Origin of the sequence: Rubinisphaera margarita (assembly GCF_022267515.1) — a bacterium.
Taxonomy (GTDB): Bacteria; Planctomycetota; Planctomycetia; order Planctomycetales; family Planctomycetaceae; genus Rubinisphaera; species Rubinisphaera margarita.
Map to the genome: position 1 here is coordinate 181,068 of NZ_JAKFGB010000009.1, position 26,093 is coordinate 207,160.

At 57.5% G+C, this 26,093-nt stretch carries 33 protein-coding genes; 26 read left to right on the plus strand and 7 right to left on the minus strand.

Annotated features, from left to right (window positions below):
• The first annotated feature begins 40 nt into the window (after positions 1–40).
• The 24 genes from rplD to L1A08_RS04120 all read left to right on the plus strand — a co-directional run bounded on the left by rplD (position 41) and on the right by L1A08_RS04120 (position 14,878).
• The gene (rplD, locus tag L1A08_RS04005; protein WP_238754474.1) at positions 41–697 is read left to right on the plus strand and encodes a 50S ribosomal protein L4; all 657 of its coding nucleotides are present in this window, start codon (positions 41–43) and stop codon (positions 695–697) included.
• A gap of 80 nt (positions 698–777) precedes the next feature.
• On the plus strand, positions 778–1,086 hold the full coding sequence (gene rplW, locus L1A08_RS04010) for a 50S ribosomal protein L23 (RefSeq protein WP_238754476.1): 309 nt from the start codon (positions 778–780) through the stop codon (positions 1,084–1,086).
• A gap of 80 nt (positions 1,087–1,166) precedes the next feature.
• Positions 1,167–2,021, plus strand: a complete 855-nt coding sequence (gene rplB, locus L1A08_RS04015; RefSeq protein WP_238754478.1) for a 50S ribosomal protein L2 — start codon at positions 1,167–1,169, stop codon at positions 2,019–2,021.
• 64 nt (positions 2,022–2,085) lie between these two features.
• Positions 2,086–2,355, plus strand: coding sequence for a 30S ribosomal protein S19 (rpsS, locus tag L1A08_RS04020; protein ID WP_238754480.1), 270 nt, complete (start codon positions 2,086–2,088; stop codon positions 2,353–2,355).
• 71 nt (positions 2,356–2,426) lie between these two features.
• A complete protein-coding gene (gene rplV, locus L1A08_RS04025; protein WP_261362720.1) occupies positions 2,427–2,771 on the plus strand; it encodes a 50S ribosomal protein L22 in 345 nt (114 codons plus the stop codon).
• 90 nt (positions 2,772–2,861) lie between these two features.
• A complete protein-coding gene (gene rpsC, locus L1A08_RS04030; RefSeq protein ID WP_238754484.1) occupies positions 2,862–3,563 on the plus strand; it encodes a 30S ribosomal protein S3 in 702 nt (233 codons plus the stop codon).
• On the plus strand, positions 3,502–3,924 hold the full coding sequence (gene rplP / locus L1A08_RS04035; RefSeq protein WP_238754485.1) for a 50S ribosomal protein L16: 423 nt from the start codon (positions 3,502–3,504) through the stop codon (positions 3,922–3,924). The genes rpsC and rplP overlap by 62 nt, the downstream gene beginning before the upstream one ends.
• A 67-nt stretch (positions 3,925–3,991) precedes the next feature.
• Positions 3,992–4,204, plus strand: a complete 213-nt coding sequence (gene rpmC, locus L1A08_RS04040; RefSeq protein ID WP_238754488.1) for a 50S ribosomal protein L29 — start codon at positions 3,992–3,994, stop codon at positions 4,202–4,204.
• Positions 4,205–4,271: 67 nt separating this feature from the next.
• The gene (gene rpsQ / locus L1A08_RS04045) at positions 4,272–4,559 is read left to right on the plus strand and encodes a 30S ribosomal protein S17 (RefSeq protein ID WP_238754490.1); all 288 of its coding nucleotides are present in this window, start codon (positions 4,272–4,274) and stop codon (positions 4,557–4,559) included.
• A gap of 69 nt (positions 4,560–4,628) precedes the next feature.
• The gene (gene rplN / locus L1A08_RS04050) at positions 4,629–4,997 is read left to right on the plus strand and encodes a 50S ribosomal protein L14 (protein WP_238754492.1); all 369 of its coding nucleotides are present in this window, start codon (positions 4,629–4,631) and stop codon (positions 4,995–4,997) included.
• 122 nt (positions 4,998–5,119) lie between these two features.
• Positions 5,120–5,476: a 50S ribosomal protein L24 gene (gene rplX, locus L1A08_RS04055; protein WP_238754494.1), complete on the plus strand. Its 357-nt coding sequence runs from the start codon at positions 5,120–5,122 to the stop codon at positions 5,474–5,476.
• A 49-nt stretch (positions 5,477–5,525) separates the two neighbouring features.
• Positions 5,526–6,086, plus strand: a complete 561-nt coding sequence (gene rplE / locus L1A08_RS04060) for a 50S ribosomal protein L5 (protein WP_238754496.1) — start codon at positions 5,526–5,528, stop codon at positions 6,084–6,086.
• A 73-nt stretch (positions 6,087–6,159) separates the two neighbouring features.
• Positions 6,160–6,555 carry a 30S ribosomal protein S8 gene (rpsH, locus tag L1A08_RS04065; protein ID WP_238754498.1) on the plus strand — a complete coding sequence of 132 codons (396 nt, stop codon included), beginning with the start codon at positions 6,160–6,162 and terminating at the stop codon, positions 6,553–6,555.
• Between the two features lie 50 nt (positions 6,556–6,605).
• The gene (gene rplF, locus L1A08_RS04070; RefSeq protein ID WP_238754500.1) at positions 6,606–7,151 is read left to right on the plus strand and encodes a 50S ribosomal protein L6; all 546 of its coding nucleotides are present in this window, start codon (positions 6,606–6,608) and stop codon (positions 7,149–7,151) included.
• A gap of 103 nt (positions 7,152–7,254) precedes the next feature.
• On the plus strand, positions 7,255–7,620 hold the full coding sequence (gene rplR, locus L1A08_RS04075; RefSeq protein ID WP_238754502.1) for a 50S ribosomal protein L18: 366 nt from the start codon (positions 7,255–7,257) through the stop codon (positions 7,618–7,620).
• Positions 7,621–7,697: 77 nt separating this feature from the next.
• The gene (gene rpsE, locus L1A08_RS04080; RefSeq protein ID WP_238754504.1) at positions 7,698–8,177 is read left to right on the plus strand and encodes a 30S ribosomal protein S5; all 480 of its coding nucleotides are present in this window, start codon (positions 7,698–7,700) and stop codon (positions 8,175–8,177) included.
• Between the two features lie 83 nt (positions 8,178–8,260).
• Complete coding sequence (gene rplO, locus L1A08_RS04085; RefSeq protein WP_238754506.1) at positions 8,261–8,710, plus strand: 50S ribosomal protein L15; 450 nt, start codon at positions 8,261–8,263, stop codon at positions 8,708–8,710.
• Between the two features lie 409 nt (positions 8,711–9,119).
• Complete coding sequence (gene secY / locus L1A08_RS04090) at positions 9,120–10,490, plus strand: preprotein translocase subunit SecY (RefSeq protein ID WP_238754507.1); 1,371 nt, start codon at positions 9,120–9,122, stop codon at positions 10,488–10,490.
• 48 nt (positions 10,491–10,538) lie between these two features.
• Complete coding sequence (gene map, locus L1A08_RS04095; RefSeq protein ID WP_238754509.1) at positions 10,539–11,309, plus strand: type I methionyl aminopeptidase; 771 nt, start codon at positions 10,539–10,541, stop codon at positions 11,307–11,309.
• 424 nt (positions 11,310–11,733) lie between these two features.
• Positions 11,734–11,850, plus strand: a complete 117-nt coding sequence (gene rpmJ / locus L1A08_RS04100) for a 50S ribosomal protein L36 (RefSeq protein WP_238755639.1) — start codon at positions 11,734–11,736, stop codon at positions 11,848–11,850.
• Between the two features lie 208 nt (positions 11,851–12,058).
• Positions 12,059–12,445: a 30S ribosomal protein S13 gene (gene rpsM / locus L1A08_RS04105; protein ID WP_238754511.1), complete on the plus strand. Its 387-nt coding sequence runs from the start codon at positions 12,059–12,061 to the stop codon at positions 12,443–12,445.
• 117 nt (positions 12,446–12,562) lie between these two features.
• Positions 12,563–12,943, plus strand: a complete 381-nt coding sequence (gene rpsK, locus L1A08_RS04110) for a 30S ribosomal protein S11 (protein ID WP_238754513.1) — start codon at positions 12,563–12,565, stop codon at positions 12,941–12,943.
• Positions 12,944–13,085: 142 nt separating this feature from the next.
• Entirely contained in the window at positions 13,086–14,105 is a 1,020-nt protein-coding gene (locus L1A08_RS04115; protein WP_238754516.1) for a DNA-directed RNA polymerase subunit alpha, read from the plus strand.
• 89 nt (positions 14,106–14,194) lie between these two features.
• Entirely contained in the window at positions 14,195–14,878 is a 684-nt protein-coding gene (locus L1A08_RS04120) for a bL17 family ribosomal protein (RefSeq protein WP_238754519.1), read from the plus strand.
• 279 nt (positions 14,879–15,157) lie between these two features.
• Here L1A08_RS04120 and cobA read toward each other — a convergent pair whose 3' ends face one another.
• Positions 15,158–16,672, minus strand: coding sequence for a uroporphyrinogen-III C-methyltransferase (cobA, locus tag L1A08_RS04125; RefSeq protein ID WP_238754521.1), 1,515 nt, complete (start codon positions 16,670–16,672; stop codon positions 15,158–15,160).
• 401 nt (positions 16,673–17,073) lie between these two features.
• On the opposite strand from cobA, the gene ilvB reads away from it, so the two are divergent.
• Positions 17,074–18,858 (plus strand): biosynthetic-type acetolactate synthase large subunit, encoded by a 1,785-nt coding sequence (ilvB, locus tag L1A08_RS04130; RefSeq protein ID WP_238754524.1) that lies wholly within the window; start codon positions 17,074–17,076, stop codon positions 18,856–18,858.
• 256 nt (positions 18,859–19,114) lie between these two features.
• Here the strand turns inward: ilvB and L1A08_RS04135 are convergent, their stop codons facing one another.
• The 6 genes from L1A08_RS04135 to L1A08_RS04160 form a co-directional block, all read right to left on the minus strand.
• On the minus strand, positions 19,115–19,468 hold the full coding sequence (locus L1A08_RS04135; protein WP_238754526.1) for a hypothetical protein: 354 nt from the start codon (positions 19,466–19,468) through the stop codon (positions 19,115–19,117).
• A gap of 261 nt (positions 19,469–19,729) precedes the next feature.
• Positions 19,730–20,914: a glycine C-acetyltransferase gene (locus L1A08_RS04140; RefSeq protein ID WP_238754528.1), complete on the minus strand. Its 1,185-nt coding sequence runs from the start codon at positions 20,912–20,914 to the stop codon at positions 19,730–19,732.
• 143 nt (positions 20,915–21,057) lie between these two features.
• Complete coding sequence (locus L1A08_RS04145; RefSeq protein WP_238754531.1) at positions 21,058–22,440, minus strand: NRAMP family divalent metal transporter; 1,383 nt, start codon at positions 22,438–22,440, stop codon at positions 21,058–21,060.
• A gap of 351 nt (positions 22,441–22,791) precedes the next feature.
• Complete coding sequence (locus L1A08_RS04150; protein WP_238754533.1) at positions 22,792–23,211, minus strand: ASCH domain-containing protein; 420 nt, start codon at positions 23,209–23,211, stop codon at positions 22,792–22,794.
• Positions 23,211–23,663, minus strand: coding sequence for an RbsD/FucU family protein (locus L1A08_RS04155; protein ID WP_238754536.1), 453 nt, complete (start codon positions 23,661–23,663; stop codon positions 23,211–23,213). The genes L1A08_RS04150 and L1A08_RS04155 overlap by 1 nt, the downstream gene beginning before the upstream one ends.
• A gap of 38 nt (positions 23,664–23,701) precedes the next feature.
• Positions 23,702–24,520 (minus strand): sugar phosphate isomerase/epimerase family protein, encoded by an 819-nt coding sequence (locus L1A08_RS04160; RefSeq protein WP_238754538.1) that lies wholly within the window; start codon positions 24,518–24,520, stop codon positions 23,702–23,704.
• Between the two features lie 246 nt (positions 24,521–24,766).
• On the opposite strand from L1A08_RS04160, the gene L1A08_RS04165 reads away from it, so the two are divergent.
• Positions 24,767–26,086: a Gfo/Idh/MocA family protein gene (locus tag L1A08_RS04165; protein ID WP_238754540.1), complete on the plus strand. Its 1,320-nt coding sequence runs from the start codon at positions 24,767–24,769 to the stop codon at positions 26,084–26,086.
• Positions 26,087–26,093 lie beyond the last annotated feature (7 nt).

Genomic DNA, 26,093 nt, shown 5'->3' on the forward strand with positions numbered 1-26,093 from the left:
TGATCAAGAGTCCGCCTTCGGGTGGTACGGGTGAGTCGAAATGATTTCAGTGCCAATCTTAAATCAGCAGGGTTCCCAGGTCGGGTCATATGATCTCGATCCGGCTGACATCGCACCGGGCGTCAACAAGCAGTTGTTGCACGATGTGGTTGTGATGTACGAGGCGAATCGTCGCGTCGGGACCTCGGCAACCAAGTCTCGCAGCATGGTTGCTGGTTCGACCAAAAAGATGTACCGCCAGAAGGGAACGGGTAACGCCCGTGCCGGCAGCAAGCGTTCTCCGATTCGTCGAGGTGGTGGGCACACGTTCGCCAAGGTGCCTCGCGACTGGGGTTACCGTCTGCCGAAGAAGGCTGTGCGTCTGGCAACCCGGATGGCGCTGCTGAGTAAGTTTGAAGACAATCAGGTCTGCCTGGTCGACGAGTTCTCTCTGTCGGCTCCGAAGACCAAAGAAGTGGTGACGGCGTTCAAGTCGCTGAAGCTCGAGTCGGCCAAGACGCTGTTCGCGATCGAGGGCTACAACGCAGATCTGTGGAAGGCTTCTCGGAATATCGAGGGTCTCCTGGTGCGTCCGATTTCTGAGCTGAATGCCTACGATCTGCTGCATCAGCGGATGCTGTTGATCACGAAGTCCGCACTCGATGCTCTTCGTGAGTCGAAGGCGAAGAGTGAAGAACAGGAAGCCGTCACGGCCTGAGCGGGTCGGAGTCGTTGAACTCCGTTTGGAAGAACAAAGTTTCGCGGGTGTCTGATACACAGGTTGAAGGGGTTGGAAGCATGTCTGCAAATTCAGGTTCGGGGCTACAGCTTGAGCCGTATCAGATTGTGCTCAAGCCGTTGGTGACGGAAAAGAACACACATCTTGCAGAGCGTGACAATGTCTACGCCTTCAAGGTTCATCCGCAGTCGACGAAAACGGATATCCGCAAGGCTGTTGAAGCTCTCTGGGATGTCAAGGTGACCAAGGTTCGTACTCAGAACCGCAAAGGGAAGCCTCGTCGTACACGTGCCGGTATGACGCACACTCAGGATTGGAAGAAGGCAATTGTCGAGCTCGATCCGGAAAGTCGGATCAGCTACTTCTAGGTCTGTGTCAGAGTCAGCGGGTCGAGTAGCCGCCTTCAACATCCAGATCGTGACGAAATAAACATTGAGGGAAGTCGATCATGGGAATTCGACAATACAAGCCGACGAGTCCAGGGCGCCGCAACGCGTCCGTCAGCGACTTTGCGGATATTACCGATAAGAAAAAGAAGCCTGAGAAGTCGCTGCTGGTCCGTCTGAAGAAGCACGGTGGCCGCAATAACGAAGGCAAGATCACGGTTCGTCATCGTGGCGGCGGGCATCGCAAGATGTACCGCGTGATCGATTTCAAGCGGAAGCGGGATGGCGTTACGGCTGAAGTGATTTCGGTCGAGTACGATCCCAACCGCTCGTCTCGCATTGCCCTGTTGCAGTACGAAGACGGTGAGAAGACATATATCCTGGCTCCGGTCGGCCTGAAGGCTGGCGACAAGCTGGAGAATGGTCCGAAGGCGGATCCGAAAGTCGGTAACTGTCTGCCGCTGGCCAATATTCCGGCTGGAACCGAAATTCATAACATCGAAATGCAGCCCGGGCGTGGCGGACAGCTCTGTCGCGGTGCGGGTACGGCAGCGGTGATGAATGCGACGGAAGGTGGCTGGGCTCAGATCACATTGCCGTCGGGTGAAGTTCGTCGTCTGCCGAGTGCGGCTCGGGCGACGATCGGTCGGATCGGTAATACAGATCACAGCAAGGTCGTTCTGGGTAAGGCTGGTCGTAAGCGATGGAAGGGGCGTCGGCCTCACGTTCGCGGTACTGCCATGAACCCGGTTGCTCACCCGATGGGTGGGGGTGAAGGTCGGAACTCCGGGGGTCGTCATCCCTGTAGTCCCACTGGAAAGCTGGCCAAGGGAGGTCGGACCCGTAAGCGTCGTAAGGCATCGACGCGGGCCATCGTTCGCCGCCGCAAGTCACGTCGTTACGGTCAGTTGAAGTAATCACGCCAGGTGAAGGTCCCGTTTGGTGGATCTCCCGTGTTCAGGAATTAATTGGGGTTGAGATATGGGACGTTCCCTGAAAAAGGGTCCTTATGTGGACCACAACCTGTTGGAGAAGATTGCTCGTCTCGACGAGGCTGGTCGGAAAGAACCGATCAAGACCTGGGCTCGCAGCTCGACAATCGCTCCGGAGTTCATTGGCCACACTTTCCTCGTTCACAACGGGCGTGTCCACATCAATGTGTATGTGACGGAAGAAATGGTCGGTCACAAGCTGGGTGAGTTCTCCCTGTCGCGGACCTTCCGGGGACACGGAGCCAAGGGTAAACGATAGTCGTTTTCTGTGGGGGTTGGTGACGAGCGGTTCTGCCGACACTGCCTTGCAATGCGATTGGTAAGAGAATCATGTCAAAGATCAAAGCATCACATCGGTTTGCCAGAATGTCACCGACGAAGGTGCGTCACTTCGCCCGCCTGGTGCAGGGGATGACGGCCAGTCAGGGCCTCGAGCAGCTGAAGTTCATGCCCAACCGAGGTGCTCGGATGCTGGAACGCGTGCTGCAGAGTGCAGTCGCCAACGCAGAAGATCGCGGTGCCCGTAATGGCGGTTCGCTGACGATTGCCGAAGCCCGTGTTGATATGGGTCCGAGCTTCAAGCGAGTCTGGCCACGTGGACGCGGTCGGGCGGACTTCCTGCAGAAGAAGTTCTGTCACATTCATGTGGCACTCGAAGCTCCGGAACTGGGCTAAACGATTGAAACAGATCAGTGAGCGTCCGACAGGTCGCCGCTGCGACGGAAACGTCAGAGTAAACTAACGTCAGTCATACAGGTCACATTCATGGGACAAAAAACACGACCCACCGGATTTCGCGTCGGCATTGTCGAAGATTGGCGGAGTCGCTGGTACTCACCGAAGCGTGAGTTCGGCACCCTGCTGGTTGAAGACGTGAAGATCCGGAAGTACATCAAATCACGGTATGGCTTCGCCGCCATCGCCAAGATTGAGATTGAACGAACGCGTGACCACGTGAACGTCAATCTTTACTCGGCTCGTCCCGGTGTGATCATCGGACGGAAGGGTTCGGAAATCGATAACCTGAAGGCCCAGCTCGAAGAGCTGACCGGACGCCGGATGGAGATCAAGATCGTCGAACTCAACAACGCCAGTAAGAGTGCGATTCTGGTGGCTGAAGATATCGCCCAGCAGCTTGAGAAGCGTGGTAGCTTCCGTCGGGCTCTGAAGCGATCACTGGACCAGGTGATGGAAGCCGGCGCTTACGGTTGCAAGATCGAGCTGGCCGGCCGACTCGGCGGGGCGGAAATGTCACGCAAAGAAAAGGGGATTCGAGGTTCGATCCCGCTTTCGACGCTCCAGCGTCATGTCGATTATGGTTTCACGACCGCAAAGACAGCGCAGGGCATCATCGGAATTAAAGTCTGGATCGACCACGGTAATTATTCTGACGAGGAGTCAAACAATGGCGCTGATGCCCAAGCGGGTCAAGCATCGAAAAAGCCAAAGAGGTCGCATAAAAGGTAACGCGACTCGCGGCAATACCCTGGCCTTTGGCGATTGGGGCTTGCAGGCGCTGGAACCAGGCACGATCACCGGTAAGACGATCGAAGCCTGTCGTATCGCAGCAATGCAGTACATTCGCGGTGAAGGTAAGTTGTATATCCGGGTCTTTCCACATAAGCCCGTGACCGCTCGTCCACTCGAAACCCGAATGGGTAAGGGTAAAGGGGAGCCGGATCGCTGGGTGGCCGTGGTCAAACCTGGTACGGTGCTGTTTGAAATTGCCGGCGCATCGCACGATGCTGCCCGGGACTGTTTTGCACGCGTGGCTCATAAGCTGCCGATGAAAGTTCGGCTGCTGGCCCGCCAGCATGGAACTCATTAATTCAGATCGTCTTGCAGGCCGGTGGGGCCGGAATTGATCCGGACCGGAATGCAGAGAGGTTTTTACGATGTCAAAAGCTTCCGAACTTCGCGAACAGAACGACGAGCAGCTGAGCTTCTCGCTGAAACAGACGCAGAAGGACTACTTTCAGTTGCAGTTCCAGTCGGCGACCGAGAAACTCGATACGCCGAGTCGGATGAAGGAACTGCGTCGGGAAATCGCCCGGATCAAGACGATTCAGCGCGAACGGGAAATTCAGAACGGCCAAGCCACTACCTGATCATCACGGTCGAAGCGACCAGCCACCCGCGGCACCAGCCGCATTTTGTTGACGGATGTCCTGGGGTATGAAGAAGACACTTATCGGCATTGTTGCCAGCGACAAAATGAACAAGACGCGTCGCGTCGAAGTCGAACGTCTGTTCGCGCATCCGCGCTACGGCAAGATCGTTCGTCGGCGGACCGTTTGTCATGTCCACGATGAGAACAACGAGTCGAAGGAAGGGGACCGGGTCGAGATTATCGAATCCCGTCCGCTCTCCCGTCTCAAGCGTTGGGAACTGGTCCGCGTTGTCGAGGTTGCCACCGATCCGATGGCGGCTCTGGCTGATGAGACCGAGAACGCCAATAAATAAGTGGCTTTGCACAGGCAGTAACAGACCTCGGCCGGTTCGGCATTCAGCGGAATAGACAAAGAGTCAATCATGATTCAGATGCAGACAGTTCTTGATGTTGCGGATAATACCGGAGCCAAAGTGGCTCGCTGTATCCGCGTTCTGGGCGGAACCGGTCGCCGGACAGCCAACGTTGGCGATATCATTATCGTCAGTATTCAGAAGACACTGCCGGGTAGCCCGGTGAAAAAGGGGCAGGTCGCTCGGGCCGTCATCGTACGGACCAGGAAGTCGACCCGCCGTGAAGATGGCAGCTACGTGCGGTTCGACCACAACGCGGTCGTGCTGGTCGACAAAGACGGCAACCCGCGTGGTACTCGTATCTTTGGAGCCGTGGCTCGCGAACTTCGCGATCGCCGCTTCATGAAGATCGTGTCTCTCGCACGGGACGTGTTCTAGAGCGAGTTCGCCGCCAGGCATTTGGAAACAGACAAGAGATTCTCCCAGATGGGAGTTCGATCAGCCGGACGGTGAGCCGCTGAGCGAAGACACAGGCAACGGGTGAGTCGGGGCAGAGAGCCATGAAGATCAAAAAAGGGGACCAGGTCGTCGTCATCACTGGAGATGACGCATCAAGCACGCCACGACAGGTGCTGTCGGTGCTCGTCGGCGGCGAGAAGATGCTTGTCCAAGGTGTGAACCAGGTCTACAAGCACGTGAAGCGTGGTCATCCGAAGTCGCCGTCCGGCGGTCGTCTCCACATGGAGATGCCGATTCCGAGCAGCAACGTGATGTATTACTGCGAATCCTGCTCGAAGCCGACCCGCCTGGGATTCAAGTACGACGAGCAGGGCGCCAAAGAGCGGATCTGCAAGAAGTGTGGAGCCAGTGCTGGCAAGATCAGCCCTCCCCGCGACAAGCATGCGGCATCCAAGTAAATCACAGGCAGTCACGTCAGCGTGAATACAAAATGAGGAGTGGTCAGTCGTGACCCGTCTACTGGAAAAATACCGTCAAGAGATCATTCCTGCGATGCAGGAAGAATTCGGTCGCAAGAATATCCATTCTCTGCCGAAGCTCGAAAAGATCGTCATCAACATGGGCGTCGGGAAAGCGATCCAGGATCGCAAGCGACTCGACGAAGCCCTCGAACACCTGACGTTGATTGCCGGTCAGAAGCCGGAAATCACGCGGGCCAAGAAGTCGATCGCCGGTTTCAAGTTGCGTGAAGGAATGGAAATCGGCTGCCGGGTGACGCTTCGCGGTATTCGGATGTACGAGTTCCTCGATCGACTGATCACACTGGTTTTGCCACGAGTTCGCGACTTCCGCGGCGTGAAGGCCAATGCCTTCGACGGCAACGGCAATTACAGCCTGGGACTGTCTGAACAGATGGTGTTCCCGGAAGTGGATGCCGACAATGCCAAGTTCACACAGGGGTTGAACATCTCCATCGTGACTTCGGCGACCAATAATGATGAAGCAAGAGTTCTGTTGACGAAGTTCGGGTTCCCGTTCCGGAAGCCGGCCGCTGCAACGCAAGCGTAACTGACTGCCGCCCCGTCGCTGCCGTCTCCAAGATTTCGATTCAAACACACTACTGTACGGGAATGATGCAACCATGATGACCGACCCGGTTGCCGACATGCTGACACGAATTCGCAACGCGATCGCCATCGAGCGACCGATCGTCGATATTCCGACGTCCAAATTGAAGAAGGCCATCGCGGACGTGCTGAAGCGTGAAGGTTACATCTGGGGCTTCGAAGAAATCGAAGAACAGCCTCAGAACGTTCTGCGAGTCCAGCTGAAATACGGCCCGAATGGCGAAAAAGTGATCCAGAAGATCGTCCGCGCCAGCAAGCCGGGACGTCGTCAGTACGCCGGCGTGAGCGAGACGCCAGTGATTAAGCAGGGGATGGGGATCTGCATCCTTTCCACCAACCAGGGCGTGCTCAGCAATCGCGAAGCAAAAGCGAAGGGCGTGGGCGGAGAAATTCTCTGCACCGTGTGGTAACATTTCGAGCAGGCACCCGCAGGTGCTGACTCAGTTGAAAGTTCTGGCAAATGTCTCGTATTGGAAATAAACCGGTTCCGATTCCCTCGAATGTCGAGGTGACTCAGTCGGGTCGCACCGTGACCGTCAAAGGTCCGGCAGGAACCCTGAAGGTCGAGCATCACCCCGGCGTTTCGGTGTCGATTAACTCGGATCCGGCTCAGATCGAAGTGCAGCGTCCTGACGATGAGCGTCAGAGTCGTGCACTGCATGGTTTGACACGCGCTCTGCTCAATAATATGGTGGCGGGAGTCGTGACTCCGTTCGAACGTCGTCTGGAAGTAGTCGGCGTCGGTTATCAGGCTTCCATGCAGGGTCAGTTCCTGTCTCTGCAGGTCGGCTTTGCCAATACGATCAAACTGCCGATTCCGCAAGGCGTGACCTGCGAGTTGCCCTCCGCGACGCTGATCATCCTGAAAAGTGCGGACAAGCATGCCGTCGGACAGTTCGCGGCCAACATTCGTCGCGTTCGTCCTCCTGAGCCTTACAAGGGTAAAGGGATTCGGTACCAGGGTGAGCAGATTCGCCGTAAGGCCGGTAAGGCCTTCGCGAAGTAGTCGGTCGCAATCGAGACGATCTGGGAATATTTGTTGCGGACTTCTGGCGTAAGTTGGTTCGAGTCGGAGCCAGCGTCAGTTTTGTAGAAGGTGGCGACCAGCCATGAAGATTCAAAAACGAGTTACCAAGCGTCGTGAGCGGCGTGCTTTCCGCGTCCGGAACCGGATTCGTTCGGCTGGACGTCTGCGTCTGTCGGTGTTCCGCAGCAATCGCCATATGTACGCCCAGATTATCGATGACATCGAGGGCAAGACACTGGTTTCAGCCAGTACGATGGAAGGCGCTGTCGCCGGGCCGAGCAAGTACGCTGGCAACATTGAAGCCGCTGAGAAGATCGGCAAGCTCCTGGCTGAGCGGGCTCAGGAAAAAGGAATTACGGAAGTGGCTTTCGATCGCGGTGACTATCGTTACCACGGTCGGGTGAAAGCGCTCGCCGATGCGGCTCGCGAAGGCGGTCTGCAGTTCTAGTAAATACATCGCCGTTGGCTGTCTGAAGACAGGGACGGAACTGATACAGATCAATCGATTTTACGGGAGTGTCAACGTTGGCTACGGAAGCAAGGTCAGACTCACAGGAGCAGGTGGTCCAGATTCGACGCTGTTCCTGCGTGGTTAAAGGGGGACGCCGTTTCAGCTTCGCGGCCATGGTCGTGGTTGGCAATCACAACGGTGAAGTCGGTTGGGGTTACGGCAAGGGCAACGAAGTTCCGACTTCGGTTGAGAAAGCCGTGAAAGACGCCGGGCGTCATAAGGTCCGGATTCAACTGGATGGTGCGACCATTCCTCACGAAGTTGAAGGTCGTTTCGGCTCGGCTCGTGTCCTGCTGCTGCCGGCTAACCCGGGTACCGGTGTTATTGCTGGGGCGAGTGTGCGTGCGGTTGTCGAATCTGTTGGTCTGAAAGACATTCTGACCAAGGTTCGCGGCTCGACCAATCCGATTAACGTCGTAAAGGCAACTTTCGACGCTTTGTCCAAACTGCGGACCCGTGAAGATTTCTCCCGCCTGCGTGGCGTGGATGTCTAAACCGACTCGTCCGGTTTTCGACACTCTTTGATTCAAGCGTTACTGCACCTTTTCGTGCGGCTTTTTACGGTAGAAGTGCTGCCATGATTATCGATGACGTCCATCGCGACATTCATAAGAACAAGAAGCGGAAGCGGATCGGCCGTGGTGTCGGTTCGGGACACGGTAAGACTGCCGGTCGCGGACACAAAGGCTACTACAGCCGTGGTGGTTCCGCCTCCCGTCGTGGCTTCGAAGGGGGCCAGACGCCGATCTTCATGCGAGTCGCCAAGCGTGGTTTCAATAACACCGCTTTCGCTGACGTTGTAGCCATCGTCAACCTGAAAGATCTGGAGAGCAACTTCCAGGATGGGGACGACGTGACGCTGGAGTCGCTGAAGAAGAAGGGGCTGATTCACGGTCGCTTCGATGCCGTCAAGGTGCTCGGCAATGGCGAACTGACCAAGAAGCTCAACGTTCAGGTTCATCGTTATTCGGCATCAGCCGAAGCAGCGATCACCTCCGCTGGCGGTAAGGTCGAACCGATCGTCTAAGTGGCGTCGGGGTCGGCAGGTTCTGCTCCCGCGCGGGACCGACGGAAACTATGAAGACAAGGCCTTTCCGGTGCGGGAAGGCTTTTTTTATGAGCTGAGAGATCGGGTCGGTTGCGGACTGGCCAGCTGGCGAGGTTCGCAACAGGTCAGTGCTGGTTGGACTGGTACTGCCTGAGGAGCGACGGGAGAAGCGGTACTGACGGAGCCGGTGCCACACTTTTCATCCCGTTATGTGTTGGAGCTTGCGGAAATGCCGCAAATCCACGAAAACTCTTCTACCCCCGGGTTTGAATAATCGTTAGAACTCCAGCGATCTTTGCCGGTCGGGCTGGTTCAATTTGGTCGATGTCCTGCAGGAACAGGTTTCGCGGCTTCGGCTTTCATATCCACACACTCAGGAAATTCGTCGATGTTTGGAAAGTTGATTACACTGTTTCGCATCCCTGAACTGCGAAACAAGATTCTGCTGACGATCGGCCTGCTCGCTGTCTACCGCCTCGGATTCTGGATTCCGCTGCCGTTCATCGATCAGGAACTGTTCGCACAACAGATGGAGAAGCTGCAGCAGGGAAGTTCGGGGTTCGGCCAGGTCATTCAGATGGTCTCGCTGTTCTCAGCTTCGAACCTGGGCAACTCGACGATCTTCGGTCTGGGGATCATGCCTTATATTTCCGCCTCGATTATCTTCCAGCTGATGGGGTCGGTGTATCCACCGCTCGAACAGCTGCAGAAAGAAGGGGAATCGGGCCGCAAGAAGATCAACGAATATACGCGATACGCAACGGTGGTGATCTGTCTGTTGCAAAGCTTCTTCTGGATCCGAGCCATCTCCGGTGGCTTTGGGGCGGAAGGGGCCGGGATGATCATGAGAGAGTACGACTGGTGGCTTTGCCATATGATCGGGGCTTTGATCATGACGGCCGGTACCATCTTCCTGATGTGGCTCGGTGAGCAGATCGACGAGTACGGAATTGGTAACGGGATCAGTCTGCTGATTATGGCCGGGATTCTGGCACAGATGCCAACGTCGATGTACGAATACCTTCAGCCCGCTTTCGAGAACGGCATTCGAGCCGGGACCGATACCGGGATTGATAAGCTGATTCTGCTGCTGGGACTGTTCATCGCCGTGGTGATCGGTGTCATCGCCATGACGCAGGGGCAGCGTCGAATTCCGATTCAGAGTGCGAAGCACGTCCGCGGTCGCCGCGTGATGGGTGGTCAGCGTCAGTATCTACCGCTGCGAGTGAACCAGGCCGGCGTGATGCCGATCATCTTCGCTTCGAGCCTGCTGATGTTCCCGTACTTCCTGTTCAGTCAGGCCTCGGGAATCTGGCCGGGCTCGCTGACGCTGAAGACGCTGGCCAGTGCCTTTGGCTCCGGTCGCGGCTTCCTCTACAATATGTGTTATGTCGCTCTGATTTACTTCTTCTGCTACTTCTGGACCGCTATTACCTTCAATCCGAAGGACATGGCCAACAACCTGAAGGACTACGGCAGCTTTATCCCGGGTTACCGTCCGGGAACACGGACCGCGACTTACCTGGAGCAGGTGATGGTTCGGATCACGTTCGTCGGAGCCGGCTTCCTGGCTCTGGTGGCGATCATTCCGACCATCGTGGCCCGCTGGATGAACATTCCGTTCATGCTGGCCAGCTTCTACGGGGGAACGGGACTGCTGATCGTGGTTTCGGTCGCGCTCGACCTGGTGCAGAAGATCGACAGCCATCTGGTGATGCGAAACTATTCAGGAATGCTGGAAGCCGATGAGAAGGCTTAAGTATGAGATGAGCTGCCGGTTGCTGGCGGCTCGAGAAGGACGGTCGGCGTGATCATTCTCAAGAGTCGACGCGAAATCGACCGGATGCGACAGGCGGGGTTACTCGTTTCTGAAGCACATCAGTTGATCGCTTCTATGGTCCGTCCGGGCATTCGCACTCGCGATATCGATCGGGCGGTTGAGAAGCTGTTCGATAAGCATGGGGCGATTCCCTTGTTCAAAGGGGTTCCCGGGCCGGTTCCGTTTCCGTCGGTCTGCTGCATTTCTGTCAATGAGGAAATCGTGCACGGCATCCCGGGGACCAGGAAACTGGAAGCCGGAGATATCGTGAGCGTGGACACCGGCTGCAAACTGAACGGCTGGTGTGGAGATTCGGCCTGGACCTATCCGGTCGGAGAGGTCGACGATGAGAAGCGTTTGCTGCTCAAAGTCGGAGAAGAGACACTGAACCTGGCTATCGAACAGATGGCGAAGTGTCGGTGGTGGAGTGAAGTCGCCACGCAGATGGAGGAGCACGTAGCGAGCTACGGGTTTTCTTCGGTGGTCGACTTTGTGGGGCACGGCATCGGACGCGAGATGCATGAAGATCCGCAGGTGCCTCACTACATGGATGATGAGACAGTCGAGAAGGATTTCGAGCTGAAGCCTGGTCTGGTGATCGCCGTCGAACCGATGGTGAATGCGGGGACAGAAGAGCTGTTTCTCTCGAAAGATCACTGGACTGTCTTTACGCGGGATCATCGACCGAGTGTGCACTTCGAGCACACCGTCGCGATGACGGCTGACGGGCCTGAAATCCTCACGCCGCGACTCGCCTGAAGGAAGATCACTCAATCGAGAGTCGGCTGGGATCGGCGAAAGCGTTTTCCAGCCTCGAACGCATAGTAAGCTGGGATAGGCTACGGCTGTTCCAGCCTGCTGTTCGAGAAACACTCGAAGACGGCCGACTTTTTTCGTAGAAAAGCGGTCAGTTCGGATTTTTCAGAAGGCGGTTGGCACGTATGGGTTGTCAGGCGGAATTGCAGATGTCTATAATCCGCGATTCCAAATTCCGTAGTCTGCCGGTCCGTCCCGCTGCGGGAGAAGTTTGCAAATAGTTCGCGGGAACTGCTGTGCGACCGGGTTAGAGACGTGTTGAAGGCCGATTTGCATCGGTTTTCCAGTTTTGACCAGGCTCGGATCATCCAGTGATCGCGATTTCGTGATTCAGAAATATAGTCAGTCGGTTGAAGGTGTCGGTATCATGAAGGTGAGGGCGAGCGTCAAGCGGATTTGCGAGAATTGCAAGATCGTCCGTCGCAAAGGTCGTGTTTACGTCATCTGTTCGTCGAATCCGAAGCACAAGCAGCGTCAGGGTTAGTCCTGGCTGCCTGCTTTGAGGTGCGGTTGGCGGGTCGATTGTCCATGACGTGAAGTCGGAATGACCGATTCGGTGTCCGGCTTTCGTGCGATTCGACTGACAGAGTGTTAGTACAAGTTCTGGTCCCTTCGTTTCAGGATCAGTTTTAGCGATTCAACAGTTGCTGGTGCCCAGTGAGGCACGCGGCGATTTCCGGGAGTGAGAGAGTATGCCTCGTGTCCAGGGTGTGGATATTCCGAACAACAAGCCGGCCTATGTCTCGTTGACCTATCTGTACGGGATTGGTCAGCACACGGCCATCGAGATCTGCCGTCGCCTCGGCGTCGATCCGCAGATGAAGGCCAAGGACCTGAACGACGACGACATCGCCCAGCTGAACAACCTGCTGGATACCGAGTACGTCATCGAAGGTCAGTTGCGTCGTCAGACTCAGCAGCACATCGCCCGTCTGCGGGAAATTCAGTCCTATCGCGGAATGCGACACCGTCGCGGTCTGCCTGTGCGTGGTCAGCGAACGATCACGAACGCTCGAACCCGTAAAGGGGTTCGTAAGACCGTCGCCGGTAAGAAGGGCGTCAAGGACATGAAGCACTAATCGAGTGCTTGTCCGTCGGGTCGGTTGAACCGGCTCGGGTGTATTGTTCAGACAGGAATGTGAAGAAAAACAGAGACGCAGGGCGTCGTTGGATCAAGAGTTTCTCGGGAGAGATTAGTGGCGAAGGTCAAAAAGAAGAGAGTGCGTCGCAATGTGACCAAAGCGATTGCACACATCAAGGCAACGTTCAACAACACGCTGGTGACCATTACCGACACCAACGGCGAGGTCCTGTGTTGGGCCGCCGCCGGAACCGTCGGTTTCAAGGGCAGCCGCAAGAGCACGCCATTCGCCGCCCAGCGGGCAGCGGAAGTCTGTGTGGATCGCGCCAAGAAGTTCGGCGTCCGTGAAATGGAAGTCCGCGTGAAGGGCCCGGGTTCGGGACGTGAAAGCGCCATCACCGGTCTGCAGTCGCAGGGCATCACGATTCGCATGATCGAAGACGTGACCCCGCTGCCGCACAACGGTTGCCGCCCTCCGAAGAAGCGCCGCGTCTGATCGAACGTGGTCCCGTTGCTGCCGCTGAAGAGCCGGCGACTGGTCGACAGTTCGAGATGCAGAACCCTATGATACGGCGAGCCGCCCCTGGCAGTGTTCGCCTGCTTAACAGACAGTTGAAATCAACTCGGGAGACATTTTAATGCGAATTCGCTGGCGCGGATTGGAATTGCCCAATCGACTGGTCATCGACCGTGAGACCGCAACCCCCACTTATGGCAAGTTCATTGCAGAGCCGTTCGAACGGGGCTTCGGTTCGACGATCGGAAACAGCCTGCGTCGAATTCTGCTCTCCTCGCTGGAAGGCAGCTCGATTACTCGCGTGAAGATCCAGGGAGCTCAGCACGAGTTCACCTCGATCCCAGGCGTGGTCGAAGACGTGACGGACATCTGTCTGAACCTGAAGTCGCTGATCGTGAAGAGCTACGCAGCCGGCCCGAAGACGATTCGTGTCGAGCGACACACTCGTGGTGTCGTGACTGGTGCGGACATCATTACCGACGACCAGGTTGAAGTTGTCAACAAAGACATGATCATCGCCACGATGACGGACGATGTTCCGCTGTCGATGGAACTGACGGTTGAGAACGGTCGTGGATACATCCCGGCTGGCGAGCACTTCGAGAAAGACCCGGAAGTCGGTGTCATTCCCCTGGATGCTCTTTATTCTCCGGTCGAGCGTGTTCGTTTCGCGGTTGAAGAAACCCGCGTCGGTCAGCGAACCAACTACGACAAGCTGATCCTTGAGATCTGGACGAACGGCACGGTTTCTCCGGAAATGGCTCTGGTCGAATCGGCCAAGATCATGCGGAAGCACCTGAATCCGTTCATCACCTACCGCGAGCCGGGTCCGGAAGTTTCTCCGGAAGGCGGTCTGCGTGGAATGGCCGAGTCGACGGGACACTCACCGATCGATCTCGAGCTGGAAGAGAAGCTGAATCAGTCACTGGCTGAACTGAACCTGTCTGTCCGGGCGACCAACTGCCTGGAATCGGAAGGCATCGTCACCGTTCGCGACCTCGTCACGAAATCGGAAGATCAGCTGCTGCAGGTTCGTAACTTCGGCGAAACCACTCTGGTGGAAGTCCGCGAACGTCTGCAGAGTATTGGTCTGCGGATGGGCATGAAGCTTCCCCGGCGCCAGGTGAGCGTGAAAGACTAAAGGCCCCTGGTGGCTGCGTTGCCTGTGGTGGACTCTTTCGCCCGGCATGATCACACGATTCTGAACCTACTTTTTCGAATATCAATACCATGAGACATCGCGTTCGTGGCCGTTCACTGGGCCGTAATGCTTCGCATCGCAAGGCCATGTTCCGCAATATGGCGGTCAGCCTGATTACCTCCGTGCGGACTGGTGGAAGCGGCGATTACGGCGCTCCCAAGGTTGCCGGTCGGGTTATCACGACCACGGCCAAGGCGAAGGAACTGCGTCCGTTCATCGAAAAGCTGATCACGATGGCTCGCAAGTCGCGTGCAATGCAACAGCAGGCCGATGAGCTCAAGATCTCTGCGGAAAAGAATTCCGACGAGTGGCGTGAGTGGCGGAAGTCGGAAGGCTGGCAGTCGTGGAACCAGGCACAGGCTCCGGTTCTGGCCATGCGTCGTCGGGCCTTCTCGGCTCTTCGCGACAACGAAGCCGTCGACATCCTGTTCAATGAACTGGCTGAGCGATTCGAGTCTCGCGATGGTGGTTACACCCGTATCGTCAAGCTGGCCAAGCCGCGTCTGGGTGATGCCGGTCAGCAGGCTCTGATTGAGTTTGTTGGCGTGCACGATCGCGTCGCCACGAAGTCGGCTGCTCCGGTTGTCGTCAGCGATGAAGAAGCAACGACCAAAGAAGAACCAGTCGCTGATGAAGTCGCCCCCGGTGGCGATGAGCCGGGACCGAAGGCTGAAGGCGAAGACGAACAGACTGACGAAGAAAAGTCCGAGTAATCAGCCAACGCAGATTCTCTGACATCGATCAAAGCTCCCGCAGGTCTCTGAGGGAGCTTTTTTCATGCGCTCCGCGAACGGAGACGAGAATCAGACGCCTTGGCTGCATCGCGAAACGGGAATCAGGCGGATCGATTCTCGGTTCCTGGGGATGTTGGAAGACAAAGTTCTTCAACGCGCAACGAGGGGGCACTGCCCATTGGCGTGCTCACACTGTCTGACAATGTGAGTCTGGCATCTGCGCCGTAAGTCTCCACCTTGAAGGCAACGGGAGTTGACTCAGGCCTTTTGCTCGGCTGTCTCAATGGCGGCGAAGATTCCATCCCACGTGAATTCCGTGGCGGTGACGTCGACTGTCAGTCCGGCTTCTTCGGCTGCTGTAGCCGTGATGGGGCTGATGGCGGCGATGCGAGTCCGGCTGCGGGCCGATTCCGGAAGAAGAGCCGCCAGACGGCGGGCAATGGCGGGACTGCTCAGCGCGATCCAGTCGAGGTCTCCCTGATCGAGTAGTCGTTGAGCCTGTTCGGGGAGTTGTTCGGCATCGACATGGCGATAAGCGACGACGGTTTCGAGAGGGATTCCGGCGTCGTGCAGCGAATCGGTAATGACTTCACGCCCTCGGTCGGCTCGCGGCCATAGGACTGGCCCTCGGGTTCCGGTGGCGATGAGTGCTTCCGCCAGTCCTTCCGAGCAATACGATTCAGGAACGAGATCGGCCCGCAGTCGGAATTCCTGCAGAGCTTCAGCTGTCGATGACCCGATGCAGGCGATCTTCGCTGCTCCGAGGCAGCGCGTGTCCCGCCCCAGTTCCCAGGCGCGGCGGAAGAAATGTTCGACGCCGTTGGCTGAGGTGAAGATGAGCCAGTCGAAGGTACAGGCCTTTGCGATGGCTTCGTCGAGCTCGGTGCATTCCTGGGCAGGTGCGATTTCGAGCATTGGCATCAGAACGGGCTCTGCGCCACGCTCGACGGCCGCCTGGATCTGCGGTTCGGCCTGAGCGGCCGGACGAGTGATGCCGATTCGTTTGCCGAAGAGTGATTTCAGCTCGAACCACTTGATGCGATCGCGCATCTGGACGCACTCCCCGACGATAATCAGCGACGGGGGCGAGAGTTCTTCTTCGAGCACGCGTTGAGGGAGCCTGGCCAGTTCATCGACCACAACTCGCTGACTGGGCGTTGAGGCTTTCGTGACGATCGCCGCCGGCATCTGAGGGGACATCCCCTCCTGAATGAGTGTCTCGGCGATGTGTTGCAACCGGTGCAGGCCCATGTAGAACACCAGTGTCCCGGGGAAGCGGGCCAGCAGCGGGAAATCGAGAGCCGATTCCGGTTTGGTGGGATCTTCGTGACCGGTGATCAGACAGACTGCGGAGGCTTTGTCCCGATGAGTCAGGGAAAAGCCGGCGTATTCGGCGGCCGCGGTGGCAGCCGTGATTCCGGGGACGACTTCGAATTCGATCCCGTGAGCGGCCAGAGCTTCCGCTTCTTCGCTGCCACGGCCGAAGATGTAGGGATCGCCCCCCTTGAGTCGGACGACGATCTTCCCTTTCAGGGCTTCTTCGACCAGTTTTTCGTTGATCTGTTCCTGCTGCAGGGTGCGGCGACCGGCACTGTCGGCGCGGGCGGTTCGTTCGGCGTGGGCCCGGGTGTGTCGGAGGAGGAGAGGATTGACGAGTCCATCGTAAAGGATGAAATCAGCTTCCTGCAGACAGCGAAGCCCTTTGAGTGAAATGAGGCCGGGGTCACCGGGGCCGCCCCCTACCAGATACACTTTTCCCGGAGCGGACTGCATGAGATTTCCGTTTCCCTCAACTGAAAGACTTGACGCGGATAGTTCGCAGCCGCATTGTAAGGCCTCAGAGAGGGCCCGCAATCGAAGGTGATCCGGCGAGAGGCCGGGACGGGCCGAACCGGCGAATCGGTCTTATGTCCAGCCATGGAGGCGAGTTCCGGCTACGCAGGCTGGAACGGGCCCGGTCCGCGGTTCATACGCTTTTCTGAATTATTGCCTCGAACGTCGAACCTTTTGTGGATACAATGCTCTTCCAAGAAAAGGTCGCGAGCGATCGCGGTGCGCAGCAATCGCATGACTTCCGAGTGATGCTCATTAACCGCAGCCAGACGACCTGATGCTCTCTGAAGGATGTCGCAGGGGCCTGCATCCGTATTTCTGAATGATCGAAAGTGGAAATTGTGGCTACAGCAGAAGAAACCAAAACACGGCAGGCGCAATTGAACGGCGCTGAAATCATGATTCAGGCGCTCATTCATCAGCAGGCCAAGTTTGTATTCGCCTACCCGGGCGGGGCCAGCATGCCACTGCACCAGGCTCTCCGGAAATTCCGCGACGAGATCCGCACAATTCTGCCGCGACATGAGCAGGGCGGTGCCTTCGCCGCTCAGGGTGTCTCCCGGACGAGCGACACTGTTGGTGTCTGTATGGCAACCAGCGGCCCCGGGGCGACGAACCTGGTGACGTCCATCGCCGATGCTAAGCTCGACAGTGTGCCACTGATCGCGATCACCGGTCAGGTGACCCAGAACGTGATCGGCAGCGATGCGTTCCAGGAAACGCCGATGGTCGAAGTCTGTCGGGCCATCACCAAACATCACTACATGATCACGAACATCAACGATGTCGCCCGCATTGTGAAGGAAGCCTTTCACATCGCGACGACCGGACGCCCTGGCCCGGTTCTGATCGACTTCCCGAAGGACGTTCAGCTCGACGCACTCCCGGCCGACGAAGTCGATCTCGATCCGCCAATGAATCTGCCCGGTTATCGTCCGGAACTTCCGGATGTCGCCACCGAGCAGATCAACCAGATCGTCGCCGCGATTCGTCGTTCCAAGAAGCCGATTCTGTATGTCGGTGGGGGCTGTATTCTCTCCGGTGCGTCCGAAGAGCTGAAGAAGTTCGCCGAGAAGGCTCAGATCCCGGTCGCGATGACCGTGATGGGACTGGGAGCGTTTCCGGGCTCTCATGATCTTTCGCTGCACATGCTGGGCATGCACGGTACGGTGTACGCCAACAAGGCGATCGATGAAGCCGACCTGCTGCTCGCCTTCGGTGTTCGTTTCGACGATCGAGTAACCGGCAAGCTGGACGAGTTCGCGAAGCACGGAAAGATCGTCCACGTCGATATCGATCCCTCCGAAATTCACAAGAACAAGGAAGCTCACATTCCGGTTGTCGGCGATGTGAAGCAGGTCCTGCACCGTCTCAATGAGACGCTGAGCGATTCGGATATCCCGGAGACAGACGCCTGGCACGAGAAGATTAAAGGCTGGAAAGAGGCTTATCCGCTGAAGTACGCCGATTACCAGAGCGAGATTCCGCAGCAGCATGCGATCCAGACGCTGTGGAAGATGACCCGCGAACGGAATCCGTATGTGGCCGTCGGTGTCGGTCAGCATCAGATGTGGACCGCTCAGTACTTCAAGTTCGATGAGCCGCGTCACTGGCTGAGTTCGTCGGGACTCGGCACGATGGGCTTCGGTTTGCCGGCGGCCATGGGTGTGGCGGCTGCTTACCCGAACGAACTGGTCATCGATATCGATGGTGATGGCTCGTTCCAGATGAATATTCAGGAACTCGGAACGCTCGTCTGCGAGAACCTGCCAGTCAAGATGATGCTGCTCAACAACCAGCACCTCGGCATGGTGGTGCAGTGGGAAGACCGGTTCATGGAAGGTCGCCGGGCCCACACTTACCTCGGCCCGGTTCACAAGCCGGAAGCATTGGGTGACGGCACAGGGATCGTCGGCGATGAAATCTATCCCGACTTCGTGACGATCGCCAAAGGCTACGGCATCGCCGGCCAGCGGGTTCGCGAGAAGAAAGATCTCGAAGCCGCCATTCAGACCATGATCGATCACGAGGGTCCGTATCTGCTCGAAGTCATCTGCCCGTATCAGGAGCACGTGCTGCCGATGATTCCGAGCGGCAAGACCGTGCGGGATATCATCACCGAGTAAATCGGCAACGGATTCAGACAACGGCTGCGTTCTCTTTTGAGGGGACGCAGCCGTTTTTCGTTTCCCCACCTCGGAAATTCGTGGTTGGCGCACGAAAAAAGACGCCCCGAGAAATCTCGGAGGCGTCTTGTGCGGCCTTCGGCAGGTTTGCCAGAGCCGAAGGTACGCGGTTGGATCGAGGAGAGTCTGGCGGCGCTCAGTCTTTATTCAATCGCAATTCGTTCTCTCTCAACCGGACGGAAGAGAGCTGTGGTTTCTAGCCCAGATACATTTCCGTGAAGTTGTGAGACGGCGTGGCGCTCAGGAACTTCGGGCTTTTCAGTTTGGCGTGCGCGTTGTCACGTCGGTAGCCGGTTTCCGTCGGTGGCAGCGGAACGTAGCGGATCTGCTGTACCAGACCGGCGTCGAGTTCCGTCATACCGCTCGTGCCAAAATAGTCGTAGCACGTGTTGTCGTCTTGTGGGGCGAAGTCTTTCATCGCCTGTTCCTCCAGGACAATGGGATGCCAGTTGAGAAACCGCTGGTTTCTGGCAGAGTGCTTCCGCCGGTTGCATTGAACACGAACCGTCGTTGCTTCGAGACTGGCATCCCGCATCAATGTGAGTCCCATCCGATAGTCGATATTTCCTTTTTCTCTATCAAGGAAATCGACAGGGGACCATCGGGCAGCCTACTGTTCTCACGAAATTCTTCGCCCAAATCCCGCAATCGTTCTGTCGGCATGGCGCGGCAGGCAGGACTGGCGGGACTGCAATAACAATGACCGTCGTTACAACCGTTGTCCACAACCGTTGTGCGTGTCGAAGAGCTCAGGACAGGATCGGCGTAATCGGGTTCCCGCCGAAGAGGCTCTCCGGGGAACCGACTTGTCTCAAATGATCTGCAGTAACCGGCCGACTTCACCGAACTGTTTGATGGCGAAATCGAGGTCCTCTCGGGAATGGGCAGCGGAGACCTGCGTGCGAATCCGAGCCTGTCCTTTCGGCACCACCGGATAGGAAAAGCCAATCACATAGATACCGCGGGCCAGTAGAAGCTCGGCCATTTGCGTCGCGAGAACTGCTTCGCCAAGCATGACTGGGACAATCGGATGTTCCCCGGCGACGATGGTGAAGCCGAGTTGCTGCATCTGTTCGCGGAAGTAGCGTGTGTTCTCCATCAGCCGGTCGCGCAGTTCAGTCGATGTCGTGAGCAGGTCGAGTGCCGTGATTGAGGTGGCGACAATTGGCGGAGCGACCGAGTTCGAGAACAGATACGGCCGCGATCGCTGCCGGAGAAGTTCAACGATCTTTCCCCGACCGGATGTATAACCGCCGCTCGCCCCGCCCAAAGCTTTCCCGAGTGTGCCGGTCAGAATGTCGATGCGATCCATCACCCCAAGGTGCTCGTGGGTCCCTCTCCCCTGCTCTCCCATAAAACCGACGGCGTGAGAATCGTCGACCATCACGAGGGCTTCATAGCGATCGGCGAGGTCGCAGATCTCGTCGAGTTTCGCGATGGTGCCATCCATGGAGAACACGCCATCTGTTGCGATCAGGCGGAACCGCGCGGACTGAGCGGCCTGCAACTGCTTCTCCAGATCGGCCATGTCGTTGTTGGCGTAACGGTATCGCTGAGCTTTGCAGAGGCGAATTCCATCAATGATGCTGGCGTGATTGAGGGCATCGGAAATGATCGCGTCTTCAGCCGTGAGCAGAGTTTCAAACAGACCGCCGTTGGCATCGAAGCACGACGTATAGAGGATCGTGTCCTCGGTGCCGAGAAACTCGCTGAGCTTATCTTCGAGATGCTTGTGAATGCTCTGCGTGCCGCAGATGAAACGGACCGAGGAGAGACCGTAACCCCAGCGGGTCAACGCCTCCTGGGCGGCCCGCACGATGTCGGGATGATCGGAGAGGCCGAGGTAGTTGTTCGCGCACAGGTTCAGCACCGAAGTCCCGCCGACATCGATCTGCATCTGCTGCGGCGAGTCGATGATCCGTTCGGTCTTATACAACCCGGCGTCCCGAATCTCTTCGAGCTGAGCCTCAATGTGATTCAGAAAGTTCTGTGACATCGACTCACCTCCCTGATCGAAGCCAGCAAGCCGACTTCTCCGGTTGTCTCACTCCGGATGGCACTCGCACCGCCGGCCCGCGCTTCCGTCGGGTGGCACTGGCTTTGACACTGTCATTCCTGCTCAGTGCGACATCCACTTGATTACTCGGTAGTTCCCACGGGATCCGGAGTCGGCAGCAGCGGTTGTTCCAGTTGCGGTTCTTCAACTTCGGGTTCCTCGACCACGGCTGGTGAGAGGAATTCCGTCTGCACTTTCTGGGCGACATTCCGAGCCGTCTGCACGGCAACGATGCTCACGAAGATGAAACCGAGGATCATCAGAGTGACCATCCAGGCCGGGGCTTTGACACGTTCCCGATATCCCTTTGACAGAGCCAGATACAGCAGCGAAGCGGCCAGCACAGGACCGCCGAGAACCGTCATCGCCTGAGCGACAATAATCAGCGCGACCCGATTCCAGTCGGCCAGCACCATGGCGAGCGCCACGGCCATTCCGGCTGTCAGTGCGAGGACGGTAAACAGCTTCGGCCATTTCTGATCGAGCGATGCTCCCAGTCCAAGTCCATCGGAAAGCAGCACGCCGCCGATGGTCGCGTTCACGAAGAACGAGCTGAAGGCTCCGGCGAAGATGCCGGCGACAAACAGATAGGCGGCCCATTCTCCGAAGAGCGGCTGCAGCTGTTTGGCGACATCGGTGACCGATTGCAGCTGCGACGGATCAATCTTTCCATGCAGCACGGCTGCCGAGGTCGACATAATCATAATCGTCGTCAGGCCGAGAGCCGTGATTCCGGTGATGGTATCCATGAGCCCAATGTTGAGCTCATTCTTCGTCCACCCTTTTTCCTTCACGAGGTACGCCTGGTAGAAGGCGCCGGCGATGGAGAACGTCGTTCCGATCAGTCCGAGAACGGCGAGCAGAGATTCGCTGCTCACGTCGCTTCCGCCCGGAATACTGGGGATCAACCCCTGAGCGATGCCGACCGGGGAAGGGCGGGCGAAGAGCAGGTTGATTCCAAAGCCGATAATCATCAGCAGCATCAGCGAGATCATCAGCTGTTCAAGACGCTGGTAGAGTTTGCTCAATCCGTACAGAGCGGCGACCACGACTAGATTAAGCAGGATGAGCAGTCCCGCCTTCATGGCATTCAGTTGGCCAGCCGAAAGCGTCTCGGATTCCTGCGGCAGCAGCGGATCCAACGCGGCGACGACGGCGATGTTATTGCTGGACTGAAACGCGGCGACAACAAAGAAGAGCACCGCGCCAATGAAAACCGAAACCGGTCGCCCCAGGCTTTTCGCGAGTTCCTGGCAGGGGGTGTGATCGAGCGTGGCTCCGAGGCGAGCCGAGAGAGCGGTGGCTCCGATCATCAGCAGACCAGCCGCGAGAATGACCCAGATGAGAGAATAGCCGAACTCACAGCCGACTTTTGAACTGGTGAGAATACTCCCGGGTCCGAGGACCACAGCCGCAACGATGATGGCGGGACCGAAACGGCTGAGTACCTTCCGAGAACCTTGCATACCGGCACTTTCTGTAGGAGGGATCTATCCTTGTGGAGGATCGATGATTGAGCGATTGACGGATCACGTCAACCGCGGCGGGGAATGAACGTGGGGAGAGCGCAGACCCCGTAGTGACCAGCATGTTCTCGACGCTGCCGGGATGCAAGTATCAGCGGCCGAAATCGTGGAAAGCAACCGGGACCGCTTGGGGAAGTCGGGCGAGTTGATCCGTGTTCAGTAAGTCTACACGTGTGGACTGGGCGCGTCTGTGATGCGGACGCGGAACAGGCAGAACTCGCCGGCCTTGCTTCGGTTCGCGAGAACGCCGATCCCTGAAGAGAGACTCGATCGGCGTGTCCGAGTGCGGATCTACGTCGTCTTGCGACGAAACGGATAGAACCAGACGCCGTACGGAAGAAACTTGGGGAGCTGGGGTTCTTCAAAGCGGACCGGGTTCGTCAGTTCCCAGGCGAAGTGGTTTTGCAGTGCGGACGTCGGAATGCAGGAGGCGTCGGAGTCGTCCGAGTCGGAGCGGCGGCAGTCCGCGATGGTGACTTCGCCGATGATTCGCCCATAGACCAGCTTCGAAGGATCGAGTCCAAACCGTTCGATCGACTCCCGCGCCAACGGATCGCGGGAGATCTTCTGCGACGTGTAGATATAGATCGGGCCCCGAACATTCGTGGGCCGGGAACGGACTTCAATCGTCTTCCGTCCCTGCAGAATCAATTCTGCCCACGGTTGCCGAATTCCCAGTGCGATCCGTTCCCGATCGAGTTCCAAGTTCATTACTCCCCTGGCTGACGAACACCGATGGATAGCAACAGGTTGGCCCAGAGAGCCTGGTCCGCAGTCTGGATCGTCAGCACCAGATCGCGCGAAGCAACGGCTTCGTAGAAATCCCACTTCTGAATCGGCTCGAGCTCGACCTTGGAACCGGCCTCTTTCAGGATCTGGCGATACTCGTCCCAGACCGGAGGATCTCCCTTTGCAGCATACGGATCATCGGCCGGGATTCCCATCGTGTTCACGATATCGATCGGCACGGCGGACAGGATCGCCTTCAACACCTGCGAGACCGTCACCAAGCCGGGCGACAAATTCAACGAGATCAGTTCGGCGTTCGGCCCGAGAGTGGACGACGCCGGGTAGTTGCCATCGGCGATCAGAATCTTGCTGTGATGTCCGGCTCGGCCGATGATGGCATTGATTTCCGGGTGAATCAGCTGATGCTTGAGCATGGTGGTGTCTTTCGAGATCAGGGGCGACCGCCCCGGTTTCAACGGGGGAAGAGTTCGCGATACCGTTTGATGGTCTGGCGAGCCGTGGCCGATGGATCGGGAATCGGAAACGCTTCGGCGGAGATGTAGCCATCGTAGCCGATCTCGTTCAGAGCCTCGACAATCGGCTCGAAGTCGAGATGCCCAAACCCAGCCGCCTGACGATTCGAATCGACAAAGTGAATATGCCCGGTCAGCTTTCCAGCCGCCCGGAATGCATCGGCGAGATTGCTCTCTTCAATGTTCATGTGGAACAGGTCGGCGAGCAGGACGACGTTCTCAATCTTCTCCTGCTTCAGAAACTCGGCGGCATCGGCCAGCTTGTTGAACAGATTGGTTTCGTACCGGTTGAGCGGTTCATAAATCAGCGGCACGCCCCGATCGGCCGCGTGCTTGCCCAGCGTTTTCAGAGCATCGCTGAGACGACGCAACGATGCTTCTTTGCCTTCGGCTTTGTCGAAACGTCCCTGCATCGAGCCGATGATGGCTGGAGCGTTGAACTCGGCTCCCCATTCGATGATGTCGCTGATGAAGCCGATCGCCTTGTTGCGACGCGACTCGTCGGCATCGCAGAGATGCAACTGATGCACGACCATGCCGGCTCCCGTTCCAACAGCCGCGACCTGCAGACCGGTGTCCTGAATGAGTTGCCGCAATTCGGTGCGGTCAACATGCGTCGCGGAGGGAGCGAAAATCTCGATGGCGTCGTAGCCGAGCTCTTTGGCTTCGTGGAAAGCGGCTGCGAGATCGTCCCAATACACGAACGGACCACCACGAGCCTGTTCAACAAGACTGACTGTGACTGCAAAACGAATCATGGGTCTGCTCCATACCATTGGCGGCCCCATTGGTCCACTTCGGTAGACGCGATGAGATTTTCCGCGATCGAATTCATTCAGGGAATACGGTTATGTTGACATGCCCGCGCTCGATCGACAAGACAACCCGCGATTGGATCAGCCGACTCGATTGTGAATGGCGGGCGGCTTTGGCATACTCAAAGTCCGCTCATATCCCGTAGAGGACCTTCCTGCCCCTCATCCCCAGTTGGAGGAAAGCTCGTCATGAAGCGCGTGACTCAGAACCGTCGTCAGTTTCTACAAACCACGGGAGCCCTCAGCGCAGGGTTATTCGTCTCCGGACTCCCCGCCCGGGCCTCCGCTTCTCCGAACGAGAAGCTCAACCTGGCGATCATTGGTTGCGGTCACAAAGGGTGGCACAACGTTACCCAGCTCACTCACGAGAACATCGCCGTCCTCTGCGATATCGATGCAAACCTGCTCGGCAAAGCGGCCGAAACGCATTCCCAGGCCCGTCAGTATCGCGACTACCGCGACATGCTCGACAAAGAAGCTCAGCACGTCGATGCCGTGGTCGTGTCGACTGCCGATCACAGCCACGCACCGGCCACTATTCGGGCCCTTGATCTGAAGAAGCCGGTCTACTGCGAGAAGCCGCTCACGCATACCGTGGCCGAAGCCCGTGCCATTGCCGAGAAGGCTGAAGAAACCGGTGTCGCCACGCAAATGGGAACGCAGATCCACGCCAGCGACAACTATCGCCGCGTGGTGGAACTGCTGCAGTCGAAAGTCATTGGCGAGGTCACCGAGGTTTATCACTGGTGCAACAAAGGCTGGTCGGAAGGCCGGTATGTCGCCTGGGACAAGCCGATCCCGGCTCACGTCGACTGGGATCTGTTCCTCGGACCCGCGAAGAAACGGCCTTATTCCCCGAACGTCCATCCGTCCAACTGGCGACGATTCTGGGACTTCGGCATGGGCACGTTCGGCGACATGGGTTGCCACATCATGGACCTGAGCTTCTGGGGACTGGAGTTGACTCACCCCACGCGCGTCAAAGCCAACGGTCCCGAGGTTCATCCGGATGGTTGCCCGACCTGGTGTCAGGCGGAATACGACTTCCCGGCCATCAAGGGACGCCCTGCTCTGAAGCTTTACTGGTCCGATGGCGGCAAGCATCACGACATGGTTGCCAACACCACCGATGCAAACGGCAAGCCGCTTTCGGGATGGGGCATCGGCGTGCTCTATGTCGGCACGAAAGGCATGCTGGCCGCGAATTACTCGCAGCGTCAGCTGCTGCCCGGCGATAAGTTTGCCGATGTGAAGCCGCCGGAAGAAACGATCCCCGCTTCGGTCGGACACTGGGTCGAATGGACGAACGCCATTAAGAACGGCACCCCCACGACCTGTCCGTTCCGCTACTCCGGACGCCTGACCGAAACCGTTCTTCTCGGACCGGTCGCCTTCCGCACGGGCAAAGAGCTGCAGTGGGATGCGGCCAGCCTGAAAGCGACGAACGCCCCGGAAGCCTCCCAGTTCGTGCACAAAGATTACCGGTCCGGCTGGGAAGTCCAGACCTGATCTCCGG